Annotated in this window: 22 protein-coding genes; 6 read left to right on the top strand and 16 right to left on the bottom strand. The window is 67.2% G+C overall.

Translation table 11 applies throughout. The annotated features are described in order from the left end of the window. Positions 1–12: 12 nt before the first annotated feature. The 3 genes from folP to ACM6JT_RS00920 form a co-directional block, all read right to left on the bottom strand. A complete protein-coding gene (folP, locus tag ACM6JT_RS00930; RefSeq protein ID WP_414855801.1) occupies positions 13–954 on the bottom strand; it encodes a dihydropteroate synthase in 942 nt (313 codons plus the stop codon). A gap of 28 nt (positions 955–982) precedes the next feature. After that, positions 983–2,881: an ATP-dependent zinc metalloprotease FtsH gene (gene ftsH / locus ACM6JT_RS00925; protein ID WP_034183278.1), complete on the bottom strand. Its 1,899-nt coding sequence runs from the start codon at positions 2,879–2,881 to the stop codon at positions 983–985. Positions 2,882–3,047: 166 nt separating this feature from the next. Then, positions 3,048–3,710, bottom strand: a complete 663-nt coding sequence (locus ACM6JT_RS00920) for an RlmE family RNA methyltransferase (protein WP_034183277.1) — start codon at positions 3,708–3,710, stop codon at positions 3,048–3,050. 193 nt (positions 3,711–3,903) lie between these two features. On the opposite strand from ACM6JT_RS00920, the gene ACM6JT_RS00915 reads away from it, so the two are divergent. Then, entirely contained in the window at positions 3,904–4,431 is a 528-nt protein-coding gene (locus tag ACM6JT_RS00915; protein WP_034183276.1) for a YhbY family RNA-binding protein, read from the top strand. A 48-nt stretch (positions 4,432–4,479) separates the two neighbouring features. On the opposite strand, the gene ACM6JT_RS00910 is transcribed toward ACM6JT_RS00915, so the two are convergent. The 8 genes from ACM6JT_RS00910 to gloB form a co-directional block, all read right to left on the bottom strand. Further along, the gene (locus ACM6JT_RS00910) at positions 4,480–4,938 is read right to left on the bottom strand and encodes a DUF4149 domain-containing protein (RefSeq protein ID WP_006497614.1); all 459 of its coding nucleotides are present in this window, start codon (positions 4,936–4,938) and stop codon (positions 4,480–4,482) included. A 14-nt stretch (positions 4,939–4,952) separates the two neighbouring features. Next, positions 4,953–5,429, bottom strand: coding sequence for a transcription elongation factor GreA (gene greA, locus ACM6JT_RS00905; RefSeq protein WP_021163362.1), 477 nt, complete (start codon positions 5,427–5,429; stop codon positions 4,953–4,955). Between the two features lie 118 nt (positions 5,430–5,547). Continuing rightward, a complete protein-coding gene (carB, locus tag ACM6JT_RS00900) occupies positions 5,548–8,802 on the bottom strand; it encodes a carbamoyl-phosphate synthase large subunit (RefSeq protein WP_034183275.1) in 3,255 nt (1,084 codons plus the stop codon). Between the two features lie 49 nt (positions 8,803–8,851). Next, on the bottom strand, positions 8,852–9,511 hold the full coding sequence (leuE, locus tag ACM6JT_RS00895) for a leucine efflux protein LeuE (protein WP_152855220.1): 660 nt from the start codon (positions 9,509–9,511) through the stop codon (positions 8,852–8,854). 37 nt (positions 9,512–9,548) lie between these two features. Then, a complete protein-coding gene (gene carA / locus ACM6JT_RS00890; protein ID WP_072435871.1) occupies positions 9,549–10,694 on the bottom strand; it encodes a glutamine-hydrolyzing carbamoyl-phosphate synthase small subunit in 1,146 nt (381 codons plus the stop codon). A gap of 390 nt (positions 10,695–11,084) precedes the next feature. Next, positions 11,085–12,302 (bottom strand): MFS transporter, encoded by a 1,218-nt coding sequence (locus ACM6JT_RS00885; RefSeq protein WP_414855800.1) that lies wholly within the window; start codon positions 12,300–12,302, stop codon positions 11,085–11,087. A 164-nt stretch (positions 12,303–12,466) separates the two neighbouring features. Then, positions 12,467–14,035, bottom strand: a complete 1,569-nt coding sequence (locus ACM6JT_RS00880; RefSeq protein WP_034183271.1) for a transglycosylase SLT domain-containing protein — start codon at positions 14,033–14,035, stop codon at positions 12,467–12,469. A gap of 151 nt (positions 14,036–14,186) precedes the next feature. Then, on the bottom strand, positions 14,187–14,993 hold the full coding sequence (gene gloB / locus ACM6JT_RS00875; RefSeq protein ID WP_131947176.1) for a hydroxyacylglutathione hydrolase: 807 nt from the start codon (positions 14,991–14,993) through the stop codon (positions 14,187–14,189). An 18-nt stretch (positions 14,994–15,011) separates the two neighbouring features. Between gloB and ACM6JT_RS00870 the strand changes: the two genes are divergently transcribed. The 3 genes from ACM6JT_RS00870 to dnaQ are packed head-to-tail and all read left to right on the top strand — an operon-like array spanning position 15,012 to position 17,036. Further along, positions 15,012–15,824 (top strand): class I SAM-dependent methyltransferase, encoded by an 813-nt coding sequence (locus ACM6JT_RS00870; RefSeq protein WP_034183269.1) that lies wholly within the window; start codon positions 15,012–15,014, stop codon positions 15,822–15,824. After that, a complete protein-coding gene (gene rnhA, locus ACM6JT_RS00865; RefSeq protein WP_034183268.1) occupies positions 15,821–16,264 on the top strand; it encodes a ribonuclease HI in 444 nt (147 codons plus the stop codon). The genes ACM6JT_RS00870 and rnhA overlap by 4 nt, the downstream gene beginning before the upstream one ends. Positions 16,265–16,301: 37 nt before the next feature. Continuing rightward, a complete protein-coding gene (gene dnaQ, locus ACM6JT_RS00860; protein WP_034183267.1) occupies positions 16,302–17,036 on the top strand; it encodes a DNA polymerase III subunit epsilon in 735 nt (244 codons plus the stop codon). 27 nt (positions 17,037–17,063) lie between these two features. On the opposite strand, the gene ACM6JT_RS00855 is transcribed toward dnaQ, so the two are convergent. Then, positions 17,064–17,396, bottom strand: a complete 333-nt coding sequence (locus ACM6JT_RS00855) for a YnfA family protein (RefSeq protein WP_034183266.1) — start codon at positions 17,394–17,396, stop codon at positions 17,064–17,066. A 542-nt stretch (positions 17,397–17,938) separates the two neighbouring features. On the opposite strand from ACM6JT_RS00855, the gene proP reads away from it, so the two are divergent. After that, positions 17,939–19,423 carry a glycine betaine/L-proline transporter ProP gene (gene proP, locus ACM6JT_RS00850; RefSeq protein ID WP_034183265.1) on the top strand — a complete coding sequence of 495 codons (1,485 nt, stop codon included), beginning with the start codon at positions 17,939–17,941 and terminating at the stop codon, positions 19,421–19,423. 109 nt (positions 19,424–19,532) lie between these two features. Here proP and ACM6JT_RS00845 read toward each other — a convergent pair whose 3' ends face one another. Next, positions 19,533–19,730, bottom strand: a complete 198-nt coding sequence (locus tag ACM6JT_RS00845; protein ID WP_034183459.1) for a hypothetical protein — start codon at positions 19,728–19,730, stop codon at positions 19,533–19,535. A gap of 192 nt (positions 19,731–19,922) precedes the next feature. Next, entirely contained in the window at positions 19,923–20,552 is a 630-nt protein-coding gene (locus ACM6JT_RS00840) for a glutathione S-transferase family protein (RefSeq protein ID WP_034183264.1), read from the bottom strand. Positions 20,553–20,717: 165 nt separating this feature from the next. On the opposite strand from ACM6JT_RS00840, the gene ACM6JT_RS00835 reads away from it, so the two are divergent. Beyond that, a complete protein-coding gene (locus ACM6JT_RS00835) occupies positions 20,718–21,941 on the top strand; it encodes a polyhydroxyalkanoate depolymerase (RefSeq protein WP_105392998.1) in 1,224 nt (407 codons plus the stop codon). Here the strand turns inward: ACM6JT_RS00835 and ACM6JT_RS00830 are convergent. Together ACM6JT_RS00830 and ACM6JT_RS00825 are read right to left on the bottom strand one after the other, a co-directional pair. Further along, positions 21,928–22,593: a phosphoribosyltransferase gene (locus tag ACM6JT_RS00830; RefSeq protein ID WP_414855799.1), complete on the bottom strand. Its 666-nt coding sequence runs from the start codon at positions 22,591–22,593 to the stop codon at positions 21,928–21,930. The two genes, ACM6JT_RS00835 and ACM6JT_RS00830, sit on opposite strands and share 14 nt — an antisense overlap. 124 nt (positions 22,594–22,717) lie before the next feature. Then, positions 22,718–23,239, bottom strand: a complete 522-nt coding sequence (locus ACM6JT_RS00825) for a phospholipase D-like domain-containing protein (protein WP_034183261.1) — start codon at positions 23,237–23,239, stop codon at positions 22,718–22,720. Positions 23,240–23,328 lie beyond the last annotated feature (89 nt).

Genomic DNA, 23,328 nt, shown 5'->3' with positions numbered 1-23,328 from the left:
TCGTCTTCTGACTTATCGTTGCCGCGCGGCTACGCGCACGGCATTCCAGACTTTCAGCGCATCGACCGTCGCCGCGACGTCGTGGACGCGCACGATCGCCGCACCGCGCTCGACCGCGCAGAACGCTGCCGCCACGCTCGCCGCGACGCGCTCCATCGGCGGTTTGCCGCCGATCACCGCGCCGAGCATCGACTTGCGCGACATGCCCGCGAGAATCGGATAAGCGCGCCCGTCGGGCCGCGCAGGCGCCGTGTCCGGCAACGCGGCCAGCAGCGCATAGTTGTCGTCGACGACCGCCTTGCCGAACCCGAAGCCGGGATCCACGCAGATCCGCTCCGGCGCAATGCCCGCGTCGCACAGTGCCTGCGCGCGCGCGGCGAGAAACTCGCGCACGTCGGTCACGACGTCGCCGTAGTCGGGCTCGCCGACCTGCATCGTCTGCGGCTCGCCGAGCATGTGCATCGCGCACAGCCCGCAGTTGCCGTCGCGCACCGCGTCGATCGCGCCCGGCTGGCGGAACCCCCAGATGTCGTTGATCAGGTCCGCACCGGCGGCCAGCGCCGCACGCATCACGGCCGGCTTGTAGGTGTCGATCGACAGCGGCACGTTCAGCGGCCGCAGCGCCTCGACGAGCGGGATCACGCGCGCGAGTTCCTCGTCGAGCGGTACGGGCGGCGCGCCGGGGCGCGTCGATTCGCCGCCGATATCGAGAAGGTCCGCGCCTTCGGCGATCATGCGCTCGGCCTGGCGCAGCGCATCGTCGCGCGCGAGGAAGCGGCCGCCGTCGGAGAACGAATCGGGCGTGGCGTTGAGAATACCCATCACGAGCGGGCGCTCGAACGTCAGTGCGAAGCGGCCGCACTGGAGCGGCGCGGGAATGGATGGAGTAACAGCGGAATCGGACACGAGCGACTGGCGTGGTTGAATGCAAAACGGGCCGGTGTGAAGCCACACCAGCCCGTGAACGGTGCTAAAGCGGAGGTTATGCCGCCGGCGAAGCAGGCGCCGGCGCGTTGCCGGGCTTGACCTCGGCGCTGCTGCCGCCGCCCGACGAATCGCCGCCGACGGCCGGCGAGCTCTTCGGCGAGCGCGGCGGACGGCCTTCCATGATGTCGTTGATCTGATCGGCGTCGATCGTCTCCCACTCCATCAGCGCGGCCGTCATCGCTTCGACCTTGTCGCGGTTCTCTTCGAGCAGGCGGCGCGCAAGGTTGTACTGATCGTCGAGCACGCGGCGGATTTCCGAATCGACCTTCTGCTGCGTCGCTTCCGAGATCGTGCGCGTGAAGCCGCGGCCGAACGGCGACGCATCGTTCTCGTCGTCGACGTAGACCATCGGCCCGAGCGCATCGGTCATGCCGAAGCGTGCCACCATCGCGCGCGCCGTCTGCGTTGCCTTGTTGAAGTCGTCCGATGCGCCGGTGCTGACGAGATTCATGAACAGCTCTTCCGCCACCCGGCCACCGAACAGGATCGCGAGGCGATCCAGCAGGTAGTCCTTCGAATACGTCTCGTTGTCATGCTCCGGCAACTGCCACGTGACGCCCAGCGCACGGCCGCGCGGAATGATCGTGACCTTGTGCACCGGGTCGGCCTTCGGCAGCAGCTTCGCAACCACCGCGTGGCCCGACTCGTGGTAAGCGGTCGCGCGCTTCGCTTCCTCGCGGATCACGGCCGACTTGCGCTCCGGACCCATGAAGATCTTGTCCTTCGCGTCCTCGAAATCCTGCATCTCGACGATGCGCTTGCCGCGGCGTGCCGCGAACAGCGCAGCCTCGTTCACGAGGTTCGCGAGATCGGCGCCCGAGAAGCCCGGCGTGCCGCGTGCGATGACGGCCGCATCGACGTCGTTCGCGATCGGCACCTTGCGCAGGTGCACGCGCATGATCTGCTCGCGGCCGCGGATGTCCGGCAGACCGACGTAGACCTGGCGGTCGAAACGGCCCGGACGCAACAGCGCCTTGTCGAGCACGTCGGAACGGTTGGTCGCGGCGATCACGATCACGCCCGAGTTCGCTTCGAAGCCGTCCATCTCGACCAGCATCTGGTTCAGCGTCTGTTCGCGTTCGTCGTTGCCGCCGCCCATGCCGGCGCCGCGATGACGGCCGACCGCGTCGATTTCGTCGATGAACACGATGCACGGTGCATGCTTCTTCGCCTGCTCGAACATGTCGCGCACACGGGCTGCGCCGACGCCGACGAACATTTCGACGAAGTCCGAACCCGAGATGCTGAAGAACGGCACCTTCGCTTCACCCGCGATCGCGCGGGCGAGCAGCGTCTTGCCGGTACCCGGCGGGCCGACGAGCAGCACGCCGCGCGGAATGCGACCGCCCAGCTTCTGGAATTTCTGCGGATCGCGCAGGAAGTCGACGAGCTCGGACACTTCTTCCTTCGCTTCGTCGCAGCCCGCGACGTCGGAGAAGTTCACCGCGTTGTTGTTCTCGTCGATCAGCCGCGCTCGCGACTTGCCGAACGAGAAGGCGCCGCCTTTGCCGCCGCCCTGCATCTGCCTCATCATGTAGAACCAGAACACGATGATCAGGATCGTCGGCCCGAGGTAGTACAGCGCGGACATCAGCGCGTTCGGCTCGTCATCGGCCTTGCCGCTGACCTGCACGCCGTACTTCATCAGATCGCCGACCATCCAGATGTCGCCGGGCGACACGATCTGGTATTTCTGGCCATCAGCCGGAGTGACGGTGAGGTTGCGCCCCTGAACGATGACGTTCTTGACCTTGCCGTTCTTGGCGTCGTCCATGAACTGCGAATAGGACACGCCTTCCTGGACGCGGGGCTTGTCGAACTGCTTGAACACCGTAAACAGCACCAGTGCGATCACTAACCACACCGCTGCCTTCGAAAACATATTGTTGTTCAAAGCACCACTCCTTCACTCGTAGACGAGCGCCTACATTTTCCTTGCGGCGCCCCTCGGTCATTCTAATCCAGTCCGACCACCCTCGCCATAAGCATTGACAACCGCCGCGATAGCGCTTCGCTTGTCCGGCAAGGGCCGGAGCCCGTTTGCGGCACCCCGCCGCGCATCAGCGCGGATGCTTCAGATGCCGACCCAAAATGAACGTTTCGGACGATTTGTCGCGGGACGCCTTGGGCTTGCGCGGCGCGACGGTCTTAAACTGCTGTTTGAATTTCTCGACGATCTGGCTGTAGCCGCTGCCATGAAAGCATTTCACGAGCAGCGCACCGTCCGGCTTCAGATGGTTCTGCGCGAATTCGAGCGCCAGATCGCAGAGATGCTCGATGCGCGCCGCGTCCGCCGAGGCCACACCGGAGAGGTTGGGGGCCATGTCCGAAATAACAAGGTCCACCGCGCGGCCTTCGAGCACTTCCTCGAGCTGGTGGAGCACTTCGTCCTCGCGGAAGTCGCCCTGGATGAAGTGGACGTCGGCGATCGGCTCCATCGGCAGCAGGTCGAGCGCGATGATCGTGCCGTCGATGCCGCCTTCGCGCTCGGTGTCGCGCTTCTTGCCCTGCGCGAGCTTGTTGCGGGCATACTGGCTCCAGCTGCCCGGCGTCGCGCCGAGATCGACGATCACCTGGCCCGGACGGACCAGCTTGTCCTGCTCGTCGATTTCCTTCAGCTTGTACGCGGCACGCGCGCGATAGCCCTCCCGCTGCGCCATTTTGACGTACGGGTCGTTGATGTGGTCGTGCAGCCAGTGCTGGTTAAAGCGGTTTTTTGCCATTCGAGAGAGAGATTGCTGCCATTTGCTTCGTGAAGCCGCGCTTTTAGCGGATAATACGCGTCTTCTTCGCGCGGCTGCGGCCCCTTTTCAGGCCCAAGCCGCGATTTTACGTGGTTTCGGCGCACGGCTGACGCGGTAACTTCCCGCGATCGCTTTTCAGGCCGCGTGCCCTTATTTAGATTTCGACATTTCCATGCCCGCCCTTTCGCTTTCTCCCGCCGAGCGCTCCGCGCTGCGCTCCCAGGCCCATGCGCTCAAGCCCGTCGTGCTGATCGGCGCCGAAGGGCTGACCGACGCCGTGCTGAAGGAAATCAAGGTGCACCTCGCCGCGCACCAGCTGATCAAGATCCGCGTGTTCGGCGACGAGCGCGACGAACGCATCGCGATCTACGACGAGATCTGCGACCGCCTGAGCGCGGCGCCGATCCAGCACATCGGCAAGCTGCTGGTGATCTGGAAGCCCGAGGCCCCTGCAGCGGCCCCGGCCCGCGGCCGTCGCGCCGGCACGCTGCCGAGCGCGGCCGAAGCCGCCGACGACAGGAAAGGCCGCGCACCGCGCACGGTCAAGGTCGTCAAGGTATCGCCGAACGCGAGCCCCGTGCGTCGTCCGAAGCCGACGAAGGTCGTCGTGCGCGGCAACGAACGCGTGACGGCGGGCGGCACCGTGAAGCGCGCGAAAAAGCGCCAGGCAAGCACCAAGCGACCGTTCCAGGACAAGTAAAACGCGTCCGCGGCACGGTCGCACCGTGCCGCGCTGCCCGCGCTGCGCTCAGGCGTCGCGCGCCGGCAGACGCCAGATCAGCATCAGCCCCAGCACGCTCTCGACGAGATAGAACACGCTCGAGACACCGTGCAGCATCCCGAAGCGACTCGCGTACGGCGAATTCGCGATATCGGTGCCCGCGTCCATCGCGGCCACCCGCAGCGCGTTCATGAACGGCTGCAGCGCGAAATACCCGACCAGCACGCACACGACCATCGCGGCGACGATCCAGCGCACGCGACGATATTCGCTGCTGCCGCGCCGCACCTGCTGGTTCGACAACGCGAGCAGCAGCACGCCGCACACGACACCGAGGATCGCCTCGATACGGAACAGCTGGGCGGCGACCGAACCGGCCGTCATCCGCTCCAGCGTCTTGAACAGCACGGGCGCGACCGCATACCCGATCGTCAGCAGGCTGCCGACCCACACGGCCGACAGCAGACGGAACACGCGATGCGGCATCACGTCGCCCCGTTTCAGATGTAGCTGACCGAGATGATTTCGTATTCGCGCACGCCGCTCGGCGCCTGCACGGCCGCGACGTCGCCTTCGGACTTGCCGATCAGTGCGCGCGCGATCGGCGAGCTGACCGAGATCAGGCCGTGATCGATATCGGCTTCGTCGTCGCCGACGATCTGGTATTTGACGGTGTCGCCCGACTCGAGATCCTCGAGTTCGACCGTCGACGCGAAGACCACGCGGCCTTCGGCATCGAGCACGGTGGGATCGATGACCTGCGCGGCCGACAGCTTCGATTCGATTTCCGCGATACGACCCTCGATGAAGCCCTGCTTTTCCTTCGCGGCATCGTATTCGGCGTTTTCGGACAGATCGCCCTGTGCGCGGGCCTCCGCGATCGCGTTGATCACGGCCGGCCGCTCGACGGATTTGAGGCGCTGCAATTCATCGCGCAGTTGCTCTGCGCCACGCTTTGTCAACGGAATGGTGCTCATAAACGGCTCAATCGCTAAAAACGGCTTTAAAAAAAATCACCGCGATTAAGCGCGTTTCCGGCGAACCGGAAACACCGCTTAACCGCGGCACGTATTGCTTCGACAGGTAACTGACTGCTTAGTTTAGGCGAGCGTGAAGACCTTGTAAATCATAGACTTCCAGATCCTTCAGGTAGCGCAAGCCTTCGACGGCCGCGCGCGCGCCCGACATCGTCGTGTAGTACGTGACCTTGTGCGCCTGCGCGCTCATGCGGATCGAACGCGAATCGGCGATCGCCTGGCGCGTCTCGTCGACCGTCGTGAACACGAGTGCGATCTCGCCGTTCTTGATCATGTCGACGATGTGCGGACGGCCGTCCTTCACCTTGTTCACGACCTTCACCGGCACGCCGGCCGCTTCGATCGCGGCAGCCGTGCCCTTGGTCGCGACGATCGGGTAGCCGAGGTCGTGCAGCATGCGTGCGACTTCGACGGCCTTCGGCTTGTCGGCGTCCATCACGGTCAGCAGCACCGTGCCCGACTCCGGCAGGCGCGAACCGGCCGCGAGCTGCGACTTGAACAGCGCTTCGCCGAACGTCTGGCCGACACCCATCACTTCGCCGGTCGAACGCATTTCAGGCCCGAGGACCGGGTCGACGGTCGGGAACTTGACGAACGGGAACACCGCTTCCTTCACGCTGAAGTACGGCGGCTCGACTTCCTTCGTCACGCCCTGCTGCGCGAGCTTCTGGCCGACCATCGCGCGCGCCGCGATCTTCGCGAGCGGCAGGCTGGTCGCCTTCGACACGTACGGCACCGTGCGCGACGCGCGCGGGTTCACTTCGAGCACGTAGATGATGTCCTGCTTCGAGCCGTCCGCCTGCGGCACCTGCTGGATCGCGAACTGCACGTTCATCAGGCCGACCACGTTCAGCGCCTTCGCCATCGCGCCCGTCTGGCGCTTCAGCTCGGCCACGGTTTCCTTCGACAGCGAGTACGGCGGCAGCGAGCATGCCGAGTCGCCCGAGTGGACGCCCGCCTGCTCGATGTGCTCCATCACGCCGCCGATGAACACGGCTTCGCCGTCGCAGATGCAGTCGACGTCGCACTCGATCGCGTCGTTCAGGAAGCGGTCGAGCAGCACCGGCGAATCGTTCGACACCTTCACGGCCTCGCGCATGTAGCGCTCGAGGTCGCGCGGCTCGTGGACGATTTCCATCGCGCGGCCGCCCAGCACGTACGACGGGCGCACGACCAGCGGATAGCCGATTTCCTCGGCAAGCTTGAGCGCTTCGTCTTCGGCGCGTGCGGTGCGGTTCGGCGGCTGGCGCAGGCCGAGGTCCTGCAGCAGCTTCTGGAAGCGTTCGCGGTCTTCGGCCGCGTCGATCATGTCCGGCGACGTGCCGACGATCGGCACGCCGTGCGCCTCGAGGTCGAGCGCGAGCTTCAGCGGCGTCTGGCCGCCGTACTGGACGATCACGCCGACCGGCTTTTCCTTGTCGACGATCTCGAGCACGTCTTCGAGCGTCAGCGGCTCGAAGTACAGACGGTCGGACGTGTCGTAGTCGGTCGACACCGTTTCCGGGTTGCAGTTGACCATGATCGTTTCGTAGCCGTCCTCGCGCATAGCGAGCGCCGCGTGCACGCAGCAGTAGTCGAACTCGATGCCCTGGCCGATCCGGTTCGGGCCGCCGCCCAGCACCATGATCTTCTTGTTCGTGGTCGGCTGCGCCTCGCACTCTTCCTCGTAGGTCGAGTACATGTACGCGGTTTTCGTCGCGAATTCGGCCGCGCAGGTGTCGACGCGCTTGTAGACCGGGCGCACGTTCAGCTCGACGCGACGCTTGCGGACGTCTTCCGGCGTCGCGCCGAGCAGCTTCGCGAGGCGGCGGTCGGAGAAGCCGCTCTGCTTCAGGTAGCGCAGCTCGTCGAACGTCAGCGACGCGAGCGTGCGGCCCGCGAGCGCCTTTTCCTTCAGGATGATCTGCTCGATCTGCTCGAGGAACCACGGGTCGATCGCGGTTTCCGCGAAGATTTCCTGGGCCGTCATGCCGATGCGGAATGCATCGCCGACATACCAGATGCGGTCCGGGCCCGGCTCGTGGATCTCGATCGCGATCTCGTCGCGGTTGGTCGACTTCTCGTCGAGACCGTCGACGCCGACTTCGAGGCCGCGCAGCGCCTTCTGGAACGATTCCTGGAACGTGCGGCCGATCGCCATCACTTCGCCGACCGACTTCATCTGCGTCGTCAGGCGCGAATCGGCTTCACGGAACTTCTCGAACGCGAAGCGCGGGATCTTCGTGACGACGTAGTCGATCGTCGGCTCGAACGACGCCGGCGTCTGGCCGCCGGTGATTTCGTTCTTCAGCTCGTCGAGCGTGTAGCCGACCGCCAGCTTCGCGGCGACCTTCGCGATCGGGAAGCCGGTCGCCTTCGATGCGAGCGCCGACGAACGCGACACGCGCGGGTTCATTTCGATGACGACCATGCGGCCGTCCTTCGGGTTGATCGAGAACTGCACGTTCGAACCGCCCGTGTCGACGCCGATCTCGCGCAGCACCGCGAGCGATGCGTTACGCAGGATCTGGTATTCCTTGTCGGTGAGCGTCTGCGCCGGTGCGACCGTGATCGAGTCGCCGGTGTGCACGCCCATCGGGTCGAGGTTTTCGATCGAGCAGACGATGATGCAGTTGTCGGCGCGGTCGCGCACGACTTCCATCTCGTATTCCTTCCAGCCGAGCAGCGATTCCTCGATCAGCAGCTCGCGCGTGGGCGACAGGTCGAGACCGCGCTTGCAGATTTCCTCGAACTCTTCGCGGTTGTACGCGATGCCGCCGCCCGAGCCGCCGAGCGTGAACGACGGACGGATCACGACCGGGTAGCCGCTGCCGCCGGTGCCCGCCATGATCTCGGCGTGCACCTTGGTCGCCTCTTCCATCGAGTGCGCGATGCCCGACTTCGCGGAGCCGAGACCGATCTTGGTCATCGCTTCCTTGAACTTCTGGCGGTCTTCCGCCTTGTCGATCGCTTCCGGCGACGCGCCGATCAGCTCGACGCCGAACTTCTCGAGCACGCCGTGGTGATGCAGGTCGAGCGCGCAGTTCAGCGCGGTCTGGCCGCCCATCGTCGGCAGGATCGCGTCCGGGCGCTCCTTCTCGATGATGCGCGCGACGACTTCCCACGTGATCGGCTCGATGTAGGTCACGTCGGCCGTGTTCGGGTCGGTCATGATCGTCGCCGGGTTGCTGTTGACGAGAACGACCTTGTAGCCCTCCTCACGCAACGCCTTGCAAGCCTGCGCGCCCGAATAGTCGAACTCGCACGCCTGGCCGATGATGATCGGGCCGGCGCCGATGATGAGGATGCTCTTGATGTCTGTGCGTTTTGGCATGGCTTGTGAATTCAATAAGTAATCGTTGTCGTGGGTCGGCCGGCAGCGCTCAGCTCATGGTCGCGAGCGCGAGCTTCACCGAGAAACCGATGAACAGGCCGCCCACGCTGCTCGCCGCGCCTGCCGCGAGCTTGCGGCGACGGCGGAAGTGCTCGGCGAGCCGCGCCCCCGCGAAGATCAGCGTGCTCAGGTACAGGAAGCTCGCGCTTTGCGCGATCGCCCCGAGCACGACGAACGACAGCGCGGGATGCGGGAATGCCGGGTCGACGAACTGGATGAAGAACGAGATGAAGAACAGGATCGCCTTCGGATTCAGCAGGCTCACGATCAGCGCCTTGCGGAACGGCTGCTCACCGTCGACCGCCTGCGGCGCCTCGGCGGGCCCGCCCGCCGGCGTGCGCAGCTTGCGCCACGCGCTGCGCAGCATGCCGGTGCCGATGTAGAGCAGATACGCGGCGCCGCCGTACTTGACGACGGAGAACAGCAGCGGATTCGCCTTCAGCAGCGACGCGACGCCCGCGGCCGACAGCACCATCAGCACCGTGTCGCCGACGAACACGCCGCAGGCCGCGCGATAGCCGGCCTTCACGCCGCGCTGCGCCGCGAGCGACAGCACGTACATCGAGTTCGGCCCCGGCAGCAGGATGATGAAGATCACGCCGAACACGTAGGTCCAGATATCCGTGATGCCGAGTGCGTGGCCGAACATGATGCGAATCTCCCGTCCTTCGGTTGCTTCGGTTGCGTTAGGCGTTGCGCTGCTTCGCCGCGTCCATCAGCGCGGTGAAACGGTCGAACAGATAGCCGATGTCGTGCGGGCCCGGCGACGCTTCCGGGTGGCCCTGGAAGCAGAACGCCGGCTTGTCGGTCAGCTCGAAGCCCTGCAGCGTGCCGTCGAACAGCGACACGTGCGTCACGCGCGCGTTGGCCGGCAGCGAATCCGCATCGACCGCGAAGCCGTGGTTCTGCGACGTGATCACGACTCGACCGTCGCCGAGATCCTTCACCGGATGGTTCGCGCCGTGGTGGCCCGTCTTCATCTTCAGCGTCTTCGCGCCGACCGCGAGGCCCATGATCTGGTGGCCGAGGCAGATGCCGAAGGTCGGCACGCCGCGCTCGATGAATTCCTTCGTGGCCGCGATCGCGTAATCGCACGGCTCCGGATCGCCGGGGCCGTTCGACAGGAAGATGCCGTCCGGATTCAGCGCGAGCGCATCGGCCGCGCTTGCCTGCGCCGGCAGCACCGTCACCTGGCAGCCGCGCTCCGCGAGCATGCGCAGGATGTTGTACTTGACGCCGAAATCGTACGCGACGACGCGGTACTTCGGCGCTTCCTGCATGCCGTAGCCGCTGCCGAGGCGCCATTCGGTCTGCTTCCACTCGAACGGCTTCGTGGTCGACACGACCTTCGCGAGATCCATGCCCGCGAGGCCCGGGAACGAGCGCGCGAGCTCGATCGCCTTCGCCTCGTCATCCGAACCGGCCAGGATGCAGCCGTTCTGCGCGCCCTTGTCGCGCAGGATGCGGGTCAGCTTGCGGGTGTCGATGCCGGCGATCGCGACGACGCCTTCGTCGCGCAGGTAATCGCCGAGCGTGCGGTCCATGCGGAAGTTCGATGCGAGCGTGGGCAGATCACGGATGATCAGGCCGGCGGCATGGACTTTCGTGGCTTCGACGTCTTCGGCGTTGACGCCGACGTTGCCGATATGCGGGTAGGTGAGCGTGACGATCTGGCGCGCGTAGCTCGGATCAGTCAGGATTTCCTGATAGCCGGTGATCGCGGTATTGAACACGACTTCGCCGATCGTATGGCCTTCGGCCCCGATCGAATAACCACGAAAGACCGTGCCGTCGGCGAGTGCAAGCAAGGCGGGAGAAAAAGACGGCAACACGGGAGGCTCCTTGGGGAACACCCTGCTGCCGACCTGTTTACCCTGCCGCGCGAGCGCCGCGCTGCGTGGGCGCGCGTAGTCGCTAGCTGGACGCGGCCTGCGTTGTCGAGACGCGATCCCGGCGCGTGGCGCACGAGGCTTCGCGGCATCGCCCGGCAGGCGGCGTGCGGCGGATGAACGGGATGAATGAGGTAGGCGCTAGGGTGCGAGGTTGATCAGCACAAACTTTCAAATTATAGCCCGAAAATGGCCCTATCTTCAATCGATATGGCCGTCCGATCATGCACGCGCCGCCACCGGCAGCGCGGTACGGCGTACGCGCAACGGCGCACGCTCGACGTGCTGCGGCCCCGTTTCCGCAGCCGCCCCACCTACCAGCGTACCGCCGGATCAGTGCGCTTGGCCAGCGCCGCGCGCGGGCCACACGTACCAGACCGCGCTCGCGAGTTGCAGCGCAAGCAGCACGCCCCATGCGGTGAGGTGCGCGGCCGCCGGATAACGGCCGTCGAGCGCGGGCCAGTGCGACAGCACCGCGCCGACACCGATCTGGAACGCAAAGATCAGCAGGAAGATCACCAGCGTGAGGGTCGTGTTCGCGCGGCCGATCAGGTGGGCGGGAAAATGTCCGGCCATCACCGCGTAGGTCAGGATGCCGACGCCGCCGAACATCCCGTATGCGGCCCACAGCATGGCCGGCGGCAATGGCATGCGCGCGACGATCGCGACCTGCGTCGCGACGAACAGCGCCATGCCGACACCGCAGAATGCGTAGACGGACACGCCGCGCCGCTCGAGCACGCGCGCCGCAGCGCCGAAGCCGACGCAGCCGGCCATCATCGCGAAGCCGAGCACCGACACGAGGCGCGCGGCATGCGGCGCATCGAACCCCGCGACGTCGCGCAGGTACGGCCCGACCCACAGCGACTGCATCGCGTAGAACACGCCCTGCGTGACGACCGAGAACGACGAGATCTTCCAGAACGCGCGGCTGCTCAGGATGTGCCACGTGCCCTTGAACTGGCTGACGAGCCCGCCCTGGTGGCGCACCTGCTTCGCTTCGGGCGCGCCGAAGCCGATCGAGGCCGCGACGATCACCGTCAGCACCGCGAGGCCGAAACAGATCGCGCGCCAGTTCGTCCAGCCGAGCAGCCAGGTCAGCGGCGAACCGACCACGACGCCGCCGAGGCCGCCAACCGCCATCACGAGGCCGTTGACGAGCGGCAGCCGGCCGACCGGGAAATGCTGCGCGAGCGCCTTGAACGCCGCGCCGAGACACACCGACACGCCGACGCCGATCAGCAGCCGGCCGACCATCATCGTGCCGATGCCGTGCGCGGCGCCGAACACGGCGGCGCCGGCCGCCGCGAACAGCAGCATGCCGGCCGTCACACGGCGCGGGCCGAAGTGGTCGAGCATCACGCCGGCCGGGATCTGCGCGCCCGCGAAGCCGAGGAAATAGAGACTGGTGAGCAGGCCGAGATCGGCGGCCGACAACCCGAGCTCATGCGTGACGAACGGCGCGAAGCCCAGATTGACGCCGCGAAACACATACGACACGAAATACCCGATCGAAAACAGCGCGAGCACCCTAACCTGCACCGACGACATCGCTCCCCCTCGTGATATGAAGACTGCCGAAGCGGCGCGGCACCCTCGCACCGCGCACAAACGAAAACGCCGTCACCTCGGTGACGGCGTTTTCGTTGCAATTCGTCGGATGATAGCGCAATCGCGCGGCCCGGACCGGCCGGCCGCCGCGCTTCGCAGCCGCGTTACTTCTTCTTGCCCTTGGCCGGCGCGGCCTTCGCGGGTGCAGCTTTCGCCGCTTTGGTCGATTTGGCCGCCGGCTTTGCCGCGCCGCGCTTCGCGCCGTGCGACTTGCCGCCCACCGCCAGGCTCGCGCGCTCGATGCGCGCACTGCCGACCGACGTTGCGATGCGCTCCGGACCGGGTTCCGCCGGCACCGAGCGGCCGACCGGCACGTGCAGCACGAGCGCCTGACCCGGCATCGCGAGATCGCGGTGCGTGCGGTTCCACGCCTTGAGCTGGCCGACCGACACGCCGTAGCGGCCGGCGATCGCCGCCATCGACTGCTTGCGGCGCACGCGGATCAGCATCTTGCGCGTGTCGGGTACGTCGGGCTCCATCGCGAGCGCGCCGTTTTCGGCGACGTCGGCGCTGATGTCCTCGTCGTCGTCATCGCCGCGCGGCACGACGATCGTCGAGCCCGGCTTCAGGCGCATGCCGGCCGGAATCTTGTTGACCGACATCAGCGTATCGGCATCCACGCCGATCTTCTCGGCGATCGCGGCCGGCCGCGCACGTTCGCTGACCGTATAGGTGGTCCACGTCGAAAGCTGGCCGTTGTATGCCTTCAGGCTCTTCTCGAACGCGGACGCGTTGTCGAACGGCAGCAGGATCTGCGGCTCGGTCGCGCCGAGGATCACCGGCTTCGAGAACGACGGGTTCAGCGAGCGGAATTCGTCGAGCGACAGGTTCGCGAGCTTCGCGGCGACCGCGACGTCGATGTCGCGCGACGTCGTGACCGTCACGAAATACGGGTGGTTCGGGATGTCCGGCAGCGTCAGGCCGTACTGCTTCGGGCTCGCGATGATGTTCTTCACCGCCTGCAGCTTCGGCACGTAGTTGCGCGTCTCGTTCGGCATCCGCAGGCTCTGGTAGTCGGTCGGCAGGCCGGCCGCCTGGTTGCGCGCGATCGCGCGCTGCACGTTGCCCTCGCCCCAGTTGTACGCGGCCAGCGCCAGATACCAGTCGCCGAACATGTCATGCAGGCGCGACAGGTAGTCGAGCGCGGCGCTCGTCGACGCGAGCACGTCGCGCCGTTCGTCCTGCCACATATTGCGCTTCAGGTTGTACGTGCGGCCCGTGCCGGGCATGAACTGCCACATGCCGGCCGCCTTCGCGACCGACAGCGCCTGCGGGTTGAACGCGGACTCGATGAACGGCAGCAGCGCGAGCTCGGTCGGCATGTGACGCGCCTCGAGCTCCTCGACGATGTGATACAGGTACTTCTGCGAGCGCTCGGTCATGCGCTGCACGTAATCCGGACGCTGCGTGTACCAGGTCGTCTGCATGTCGACGAGGTCGCTCTGCAGGTCGGGCATCTGGAAGCCGCGACGGATGCGGCCCCAGAGATCGGAGTCCGCACTGGTCAGGTCGCCGACGGATTGCTTGTCGACGTCGACAGTTTCTTTGGCGGTGGCTGATTTACGGAGGTAGTTGGACGCCGCCTGCGGATCGGCGGCGTTGTTGGCGACAGGAGCCTGGCTCGCACAAGCGGCGAGTAGCAGGACCACCATCGCACTCAATATAAGTCGCATGAAAATCTCGGCTTCCGACGGCTGGAAATTGCTGGCGATACTACGGAAGTGCGTGCTTCACGTCAATAAAAACACCGAAAACTCAGCGAAATCCTACATTTGGAGCAATTTTTACAGACTCCGCTTGAGCTTTGGAGTCCTCCGGAAATCATCATCTGAACCGGTTTTTCCACTCCCGCATCAGCGTAAACGCCGCCAGACGATCCGGCACCGTTTCGTGAAGCTCGGCCTCGAGCGTCGCATGGATGGCGGCGCTGTCCGCGCGCATGAACGGGTTCACCGCGCGCTCGTGCGCGATCGTCGTCGGCAGCGTCGGCACGCCGCGCGCGCGCAGCGCCTGCGCGTCGTCGCGCCACGCGGCGAGCGCCGCATTGCCGGGCTCGCACGCGAGCGCGAAGCGGATGTTCGACAGCGTGTATTCGTGTGCGCAATGCACGCGCGTGTCGCCCGGCAGCGCCGCGAGCGCGTCGAGCGACGCGAGCATCTGCGCGGGCGTGCCTTCGAACAGGCGGCCGCAGCCGCACGAGAACAGCGTGTCGCCGCAGAACACGTGCGGCATCGCGGCGCCCTGCCCGGCCGCCTGGAAATAGGCAATGTGGCCGCGCGTATGACCGGGCACGTCGAGCACGTCGAACGCGACGGCCGGCGCGTCGAGCGTCACGCGATCGCCGCCCGAAAGCGGCCGCGTGACCACGCCGATCGCCTCGGCCGCAGGGCCGTAAACGGTGAGCGGCACATCGGCCGGTTGGCTATTGCGCAGCGCCTCGACACCGCCGACATGGTCGGCGTGATGGTGCGTGAGTAAAATAGCGGTCAACCGCCAGCCTCGTTCGGCAAGAACCCGGCGCACCGGCGCGGCTTCACCCGGATCGACGGCGATCGCATCGCGGCCGTCCGAGACGAGCCAGATATAGTTGTCTTCGAATGCCGGCACCGGCACGTATTCCAGCTCGTTCATGGGCGCGCAACCATCGTTATGCCTGATCGTCAAATTATAGACTGGCCCGCCTGGACCGACTCGCCTCCCGGCCGCTACGTGCTGGACTGGGAGCAGGCGCAGCTCGACCGGATCGTGTCCGACGTCTTCGGGTTCCACGCGCTGCAGCTCGGCCTGCCGCAGCTCGACGCGCTGCGCGAGAACCGCATGCCGTATCGCGGCCTCGTGCTCGATCCGGCGAGCGGCGCGAGCGCGCCGTACCAGTATCCGTGGGCGCGCGAAGCGCACGCGCCGGAGCACGCGCCCGCCGATCGCAGCACGACGTGGTGCGACCTGCTCGACCTGCCGTTCGAGTCGCAAAGCGTCGACCTGATCGTGATGCCGCACACGCTCGAATTCACGTCCGACCCGCACCGCCTGCTGCGCGAGGCCGAGCGCGTGCTGATGCCGGAAGGCCAGCTCGTGATCACCGGCTTCAATTCGCTCAGCCTGTGGGGCATGCGGCAATCGTTCGGGCGCATGGCGAACCGCCCGTTCGTGCCGGCCACGCGCGACCAGATCGCGTTCATCCGGCTCAAGGACTGGATCAAGCTGCTCGGCTTCGACCTCGAACGCGGCCGCTTCGGCTGCTACCGGCCGCCGCTCGTCACCGACAAGTGGCTGGCCCGCTACGGCTTCATGGAAGCCGCGGGCGACCGCTGGTGGCCGATCTTCGGCGCCGTCTACATGGTGACGGCCGTCAAGCGCGTGCGCGGCATGCGCCTCGTCGGCCAGATCAAGATGAAAAAACCCGTGCTCGCGCCAGGCCTGACGCCCGCGGCCTCCCCGACCACCCATCAAGAACATTCATGACAATCGATACGATCGACATCTATACCGACGGCGCCTGCAAGGGTAACCCCGGCCCCGGCGGCTGGGGCGCACTGATGCGCTACGGCGACCGTGAAAAGGAGCTGTTCGGCGGCGAGCCCAACACGACCAACAACCGCATGGAGCTGATGGGCGTGATCGCCGCGCTCGAGGCGCTGAAGCGGCCGTGCCAGGTGATCGTGCACACCGATTCGCAATACGTGCAGAAAGGCATCAGCGAGTGGATCCACGGCTGGAAGAAGAAAGGCTGGGTCACCGCGGCAAAGACGCCCGTGAAGAACGCCGACCTGTGGAAGCGGCTCGACGCGCTCGTCGCGCAGCACGAAATCGAGTGGCGCTGGGTCAAGGGTCATGCGGGCCATCCCGAAAACGAGCGCGCGGACGCGCTCGCGAATCGCGGCGTCGAATCGCTCACGGCCTGAACGCCGCCCCCCCCCTGTTTCCTTCGTTTTCCCCGACATGCGCCAGATCATTCTCGATACCGAAACCACCGGCCTGAACGCCCGCACGGGCGACCGCCTGATCGAAATCGGCTGCGTCGAGCTGCTGAACCGGCGGCTCACCGGCAACAACCTGCACTTCTACGTGAACCCCGAGCGCGACAGCGATCCGGGCGCACTGGCCGTGCACGGCCTCACGACCGAATTCCTCAGCGACAAGCCGAAGTTCGCGGAAGTCGCCAGCCAGATCCTCGACTTCGTGAAGGACGCCGAGCTGATCATCCACAACGCGCCGTTCGACCTGGGCTTCCTCGACGCCGAATTCGCGCGGCTCGACCTCCCGCCGTTCACCGAACATTGCGGCGGCGTGATCGACACGCTCGTGCAGGCCAAGCAGATGTTCCCCGGCAAGCGCAACTCGCTCGACGCGCTGTGCGACCGCTTCGGCATCAGCAACGCGCACCGGACGCTGCACGGCGCTCTGCTCGACTCGGAGCTGCTCGCCGAGGTGTATCTCGCGATGACGCGCGGCCAGGACAGCCTCGTGATCGACATGCTCGACGACGCGGGCGCCGACGGCGGCGCGGCGAACGGCCAGCGCGTGTCGCTCGCCGCGCTCGACCTGGCCGTGGTAGCCGCGAGCGACGACGAGCTCGCCGCGCACCAGGCGCAGCTCGACGAGCTCGACAAGTCGGTCAAGGGCACGTGCGTGTGGCGCAAGTCCGCCGACGCGGGCGCCGCCGAAACGGCCTGACGCACGCGGCACGCACCGCGGCCGCGCTTACGCGCGCGGCTGCAGTGCGATGACCGCCATCCCGCCGAGCGCGAGCACCGCGCCGGCCACATCCCAGCGGGTCAGCGCGATACCGTCGACCACCCGCAGCCAGACCAGCGCTACCGCGATATACACGCCGCCGTACGCGGCATAAGTACGTCCGGCCGCGCTCGGGTGCAGCGTCAGCAGCCACGCGAACAGCGCGAGCGACAGCGCGGCCGGCACCAGCAGCCAGGCCGGCCGGCTGCCCTTCAGCACGAGCCACGGCAGGTAACAGCCGACGATTTCGGCCAGTGCGGTGGCGGCGAACAGCGCCGCGATCCTCATCAGTTCGGTCATCCGGTTCCTCGTGAATTCGGCCCCGTCGCCGGGGCGCTGCACGGCCCCGCCGCGCGCCGCCGATCATACCCGAGCAGGCCGCCCCGGACGCCCCGCCAGACGGGCGCCTCCCGGCAATTTGCACGATCATCCGTCATCGTGCTATCATGTCGCCTGTTTCAACATTCAATCTCTGTCTATTCGATTTCGAGAGAAGTCCGTCCGCGCATTGCGGGCCGGCGCTTCGACCGAAATTGCACCCACAGGAAAGCCCGCCCGACAGGCCCGCTTTTCTCGTTTCGTTGCCCCTTTCGGGGCGCTTGCCGGAACGCCGGACCTCCGTCCGCGCCGGCATCTGCCGCCAGCATCACGCGGCCCATTCTTCATGAGCGCACTGTCGCGACGGCCCATCGGGCCCGCGTCGAAGCAGCCCCTTACGGCCCTTTGCTGCCCGTTGCGCAGTAAGTGCTTAATGGCCTGCCCCGACGCGCCGCGCACGACACCGCGCTTGCAGGCAAACCGTGTCGGACGGCCCGCCCGTTCCGGCGCAGTCAAAGGAGTGCATGACCTTGACCGCAACACACGTCAGCCCGACCGCTGCTTCTTCCTCCACTTCGTCCGGCGACGCTCCGCTCGCCGCGGACGACATAACCGTCGTCGACCAGAGCCTGCTCAAGCGCGCCGTCAGCGCGATGGCCATCGGCAATGCGATGGAATGGTTCGACTTCGGTGTGTACAGCTATATCGCCGTCACGCTCGGCAAGGTGTTCTTCCCGTCCAGCAGCCCGTCCGCGCAGCTGCTCGCGACCTTCGGCACGTTCGCGGCCGCGTTCCTCGTGCGCCCGCTCGGCGGCATGGTGTTCGGCCCGCTCGGCGACCGCATCGGCCGCCAGCGCGTGCTCGCCGCGACGATGATCATGATGGCCGCCGGCACCTTCGCGATCGGCCTGATCCCGAGCTACACATCGATCGGCATCATGGCGCCCGTGCTGCTGCTCGTCGCGCGCCTCGTGCAGGGCTTCTCGACCGGCGGCGAATACGGCGGCGCGGCCACCTTCATCGCCGAATTCTCGACCGACAAGCGCCGCGGCTTCATGGGCAGCTTCCTCGAGTTCGGCACGCTGATCGGCTATGTGATGGGTGCGGGCGTCGTCGCGCTGCTGACCACGTCGCTGTCGCAGGAAGCGCTGCTGTCGTGGGGCTGGCGCGTGCCGTTCCTGATCGCCGGCCCGCTCGGCCTGATCGGCCTCTACATCCGGATGAAGCTCGAGGAAACGCCTGCGTTCAAGCGCCAGGCCGAAGAGCGCGAAGCGCAGGACAAGGCCGTGCCGAAGGCGCGCTTCCGCGAAACGCTGATGCGCAACTGGCGTGCGCTGCTGCTGTGCGTCGGCCTCGTGCTGATCTTCAACGTGACCGACTACATGGTGCTGTCGTATCTGCCGAGCTTCATGTCGTCGACGCTGCACTTCGACGAATCGCACAGCCTCGTGCTGGTGCTGCTCGTGATGGTGCTGATGATGCCGATGACGCTCTTCGCCGGCCGCCTGTCCGACCGGATCGGCCGCAAGCCGGTGATGCTCGCCGGATGTGTCGGGCTGCTCGTGCTGTCGATCCCGTCGATGATGCTGATCCATGCGGGCACCACGGCGTCGGTGTTCGGCGGCCTGCTGGTCCTCGGCGTGCTGCTGTCCTGCTTCACCGGCGTGATGCCGTCGGCGCTGCCGGCGCTGTTCCCGACCGAGATCCGCTACGGCGCGCTCGCGATCGGCTTCAACGTGTCGGTATCGCTGTTCGGCGGCACGACGCCGCTCGTTACCGCATGGCTCGTCGACGTGACGCACAACCTGATGATGCCCGCGTACTACATGATGGGCGCCGCCGTGATCGGCATCGTGTCGGTCGTCGCGCTCGCGGAAACCGCGCGCCAGCCGCTGAAGGGCTCGCCGCCGGCCGTCGCGACGCGCCGCGAGGCGCACCAGCTCGCACGCCAGCTGCGCGAGGACGACGACTCGGAGATGTACAGCGTCGTGTCGCCCGCACGCGCCTGAGCGTCGCCCATGAAAAAGCCCCGGCCGAAGCCGGGGCCCGATCGAATCCGATCCGCCCGACCGGCTTGCGCCGGCCGGGCTTTTTTTCATCCTTTGGCCGCGAGCGCCCTCATGCGTGCGCTTCGCCGTGACGGCAGAAGATCAGCGCACGCGAGCGCGACACCGCCGCCTGCGCGCCGCGTGCCGCGACGATCAGCCCGACCTGGCCGAGATTGAAATCGCGCTCGACCATCAACTGCGTCAGCGCGGCAAGCGGCAACACGACGGACGGGTGGTACAGGCTTGATTCGAGCAGGGCTTTCATCATCGGCTCCATCTGGCAATGCGTGATTCGATGGAGTGGATTCTAGGGACCGGCCGCTTCCGGATAAACGGCGCGAATGCGAAGTCACTTGTCGGCCACCGAGAACAATCGGCGGCGGCTTGCCGGGTGCGGCCGAGCGGCCGGCAGGCAGCTGCGCGGGGCCGCCTTGCGCCTCGCCGCCAAGGGCCGCCAGGCCTAGACGAGCGGCGTTTCGACGAACGCCGGCAGCGCTTCCGCACGCGCCGAATGCGCGGCGAGCGCCGGATAGCGGGCCGGATCGATTCGCGCGAGCGCCGGGTAATCGGCCGCCATGAACTGCGTGAAGCGCCACGCGACCGCGACCGTCACGTCGGACTGCAGCAGGCGTGCGCCGCCGAACCAGCCGTTCGCGGCCGCGACGAGCGGCTCCAGCTCGCCGTACGCGCCCTCGAGCTGGCTCAGCACGCGCTCGATCCACGGCGCGTGCTGCTTGTCGGACGGGCGCAGCGCCTGCTCGTAGACGACCTGCACGGTCTTCTCGGCCGCCGCCAGCGCGAAACCGACCGGCACGAGCGCGCGCAGCCGCGCGTCGGCGGCGTCGGGCAGCAGGCGCCGCTCCGGCGCGACCAGGTGATCGAGATAGTCGACGATCAGCGACGAATCGATCAGCGTCGCGCCGTCGTCGGTCACGAGCGTCGGCGCCTTGACGACCGGGTTGACCGCCCTGAACTGTTCGAAATGACGAAACACCGAGATCGATTCGTGTTCGAACGGCAGGTCGAGCAGCTTCGCCGAAATGGCGACACGGCGCACGAACGGGGAATCCAGCATGCCGATCAGCTTCATCGCAAACGCTCCGCTTGAGGGGAAAGGGACCGACGACTGTAGCAGCGTCGCGAGCCGTCGCCTAGCGTGCTCGTACGCGCGTCCGCTTGATACGTATCAGCGCCCCGCTACCCGGCCACAGTGACCATAATGCAGATTCACGCCCCTTCCGTCCCAAGGTTCGCCATGTGGTATGCCCTCGTCGAGCAGCAGCGGGAATGGATGCGCGCCTGGCGCGCGGCGACGCGGCACGCGTTCGATGCGTGGCCCGCGGCGACGCTGCCGCAAGCCGCGTCGTCGTGTTACGACGACCTGTTCGAGCCGCTGCTCGGGCAGCCGGCCGGGCCGCCGCGCTTCGACCTCGGGCGATCCGCCATCGGCGAACGGGTCGCCGCGCACACGCCGTTCTGCGACCTGCGGCGCTTCACGCGCGCCGATGCGCGGCGCACGGTGCTGCTGTGCGCGCCGCTCGCCGGGCACGCGGCCGTGATGATGCGGGAAACCGTCGAGACGCTGCTCGCCGACGGCGACGTCTGCGTGACCGACTGGCGCAATGCGCGCGACGTGCCGCTCGCGTCGGGCCGCTTCGGGCTCGACGAGTATGTCGCGACGCTCGACGGCTTCATCGACGGGCTCGCGCTCGACGATCGGCCGCTGCACGTCGTCGCCGTGTGCCAGGCGACCGTGCCGGCGCTCGGCGCGCTCGCGCTGCGCGCCGCGCGCGGCCTGGCGCCGCCCGCGAGCATCACGCTGATCGGCGGCCCGCTCGACCCCCGCCTGAATCCGAGCGCGCTCGGCACCGCGGCAGCCACCCGCTCGCTCGGCTGGTGCCGCCGCCACCTGATCGACATCGTGCCGCCCGGCTTCGCGGGGCACGGCCGCCAGGTGTTCCCGACCTATCTCCAGCAGGGCGAGATCGCGCTGATGTACCCGCAGCGTTTCATGTCGCTGGTCGAGGCGTACGCGCTGGCCGCGTCGCGCTTCGACATGGCCGCGCTCGCCGGCGCACGGCGCGCGCTGCTCGAATACACGGCGCTGCTCGACATGCCGGCCGAATATTTCCTCGACACGGTCGACATCGTGTTCCAGCGCATGTGCCTCGCGAACGGCACGTGGGACGTCGGCGGCCGGCGCGTCGAGCCGGGCGCGCTGCGCGGCGTCGCGCTGCTGACCGTCGAAGGCCGATGCGACGCGGTCACGGGCGCCGGCCAGACGCATGCGGCACTCGACATGTGCAGCGGCCTCGCGGCCGACGAGCGCTATCGCGTCGATGTCGACGATTGCGATCACTACGGGTTGTTTACCGGCGCGCGCTGGCTCGGCAATGTCCATCCGATGCTGCAGCGCGTGTTCGCGCTGGCCGAGGCCGGCCGCCCTCGGCCGCGCTCGCGCCGGATCAGGCGGGTGTGATGCCGCGTTGCGTGCGGGCCGCGTCGAGCAACGTACGCACCTCGTCGTCGCTCGTTTGCCCGAAGCGCGCGTAGAACTGGCTGATCCCGAAGAACGGGCGCGGCTGCGATACCGCGACGAACGCGTCGGCCAGGCCGTCGAACGCATGCTCCGCGCCCGCCGGCGCGACCGGCGCGGCCGCCACGATCCGCGCCGGGTGGCGCTCGCGCAGCGCCTGCAGCGCGGCACGCATCGACGCGCCGGTCGCGACGCCGTCGTCGACGACGATCACGATGCGTCCGTCGACCGGCAGCGGCGGCGCAGCGCCGCGATACAGCGCTTCGCGGCGCTGCAGCTCGGCCGTCTCGCGCACGATCACGTCGGCGAGCTGCGCGTCGGTCACGCCCATCGAGCGGATCACGGAACGCTGCAGATGCATCGCGCCCCCCGTTGCGATCGCGCCCATCGCGAGCTCGGGCTCGCACGGCACGCCGAGCTTGCGCACGACCAGCACGTCGAGCGGCGCGCGCAGCGCACAGGCGACCGGATACGCGACGGGCACGCCGCCGCGCGGCAACGCGAGCACGACGACGTCGCTACGCCCCGCGTAGTCGCTCAGCGCATCGGCCAGTTGGCGGCCCGCATCGGCGCGATCGGCAAAACACTCGGTCAAGATCGGCTCCCTGCCGTTGCGCCGGATGCGCGAAACCCGCGCCGGCGCCTGTCAACGAGCATGGTTCATCGGCAGCGCCGATGCAAGCGGGGTCACACCGGCGTGCACGACGCCGAGGAAAGGGTCAGAGGCCGCCGGCCTGCCGGTACAGCCGCCAGAACGACTGCGCGTAGGATTGCGCGAGCTCGGGCGCGCGCTGGAACACGTTGACCGTCTCGGCGTGTGCGGCCGCACCGTCGGACAGCGTCGTCAGCGCGACGCTGTCGTCGACGATCACGAAGCGCGGCGCGGGATCGCCGTGCCGCGAATCGATTGCCACGTCGATGCCCGCGGATTTCAGATAACCTGCGCCGCTGTACCTGCCCGCGCGCGGCGAGCGCACGAGCACGACGCGCACCTCGATTCCGCGCGCACGGGCCGCGCGCAGCGCGCTCGCGACGGCGGGCGGCATCTGGGTATAGCCGGCCAGCAGTACGCGGCGCTGCGCCTGTTCGATCAGGTCGACGGTCGCGTCGGCCGCCGCGTTGTCATACGAAAAATACGTGCCGACCGATGCGGCATCGGACGGAATCCGGCTGGCGTGGGCGCTCGCCGCGCAGCAAAGCGCGGCGAAAAAGAAGGCGGCTGGTCTCATGGCGGGCGCCATTGTAGCGACGCCAATTCGCGTGGCAAGCGCCGCCTGCGACGCTGCTGCGCCGGCGCAACACACAGTACGGAACGGATGCCCGGCGGGGG

Source organism: Burkholderia sp. IT-111MI5 (assembly GCF_949752865.1).
GTDB classification, from domain to species: domain Bacteria; phylum Pseudomonadota; class Gammaproteobacteria; order Burkholderiales; family Burkholderiaceae; genus Burkholderia; species Burkholderia pyrrocinia_C.
The sequence above is the reverse complement of the archived record's forward strand: the minus strand, read 5'-3'. Positions and strand labels throughout refer to the sequence as shown.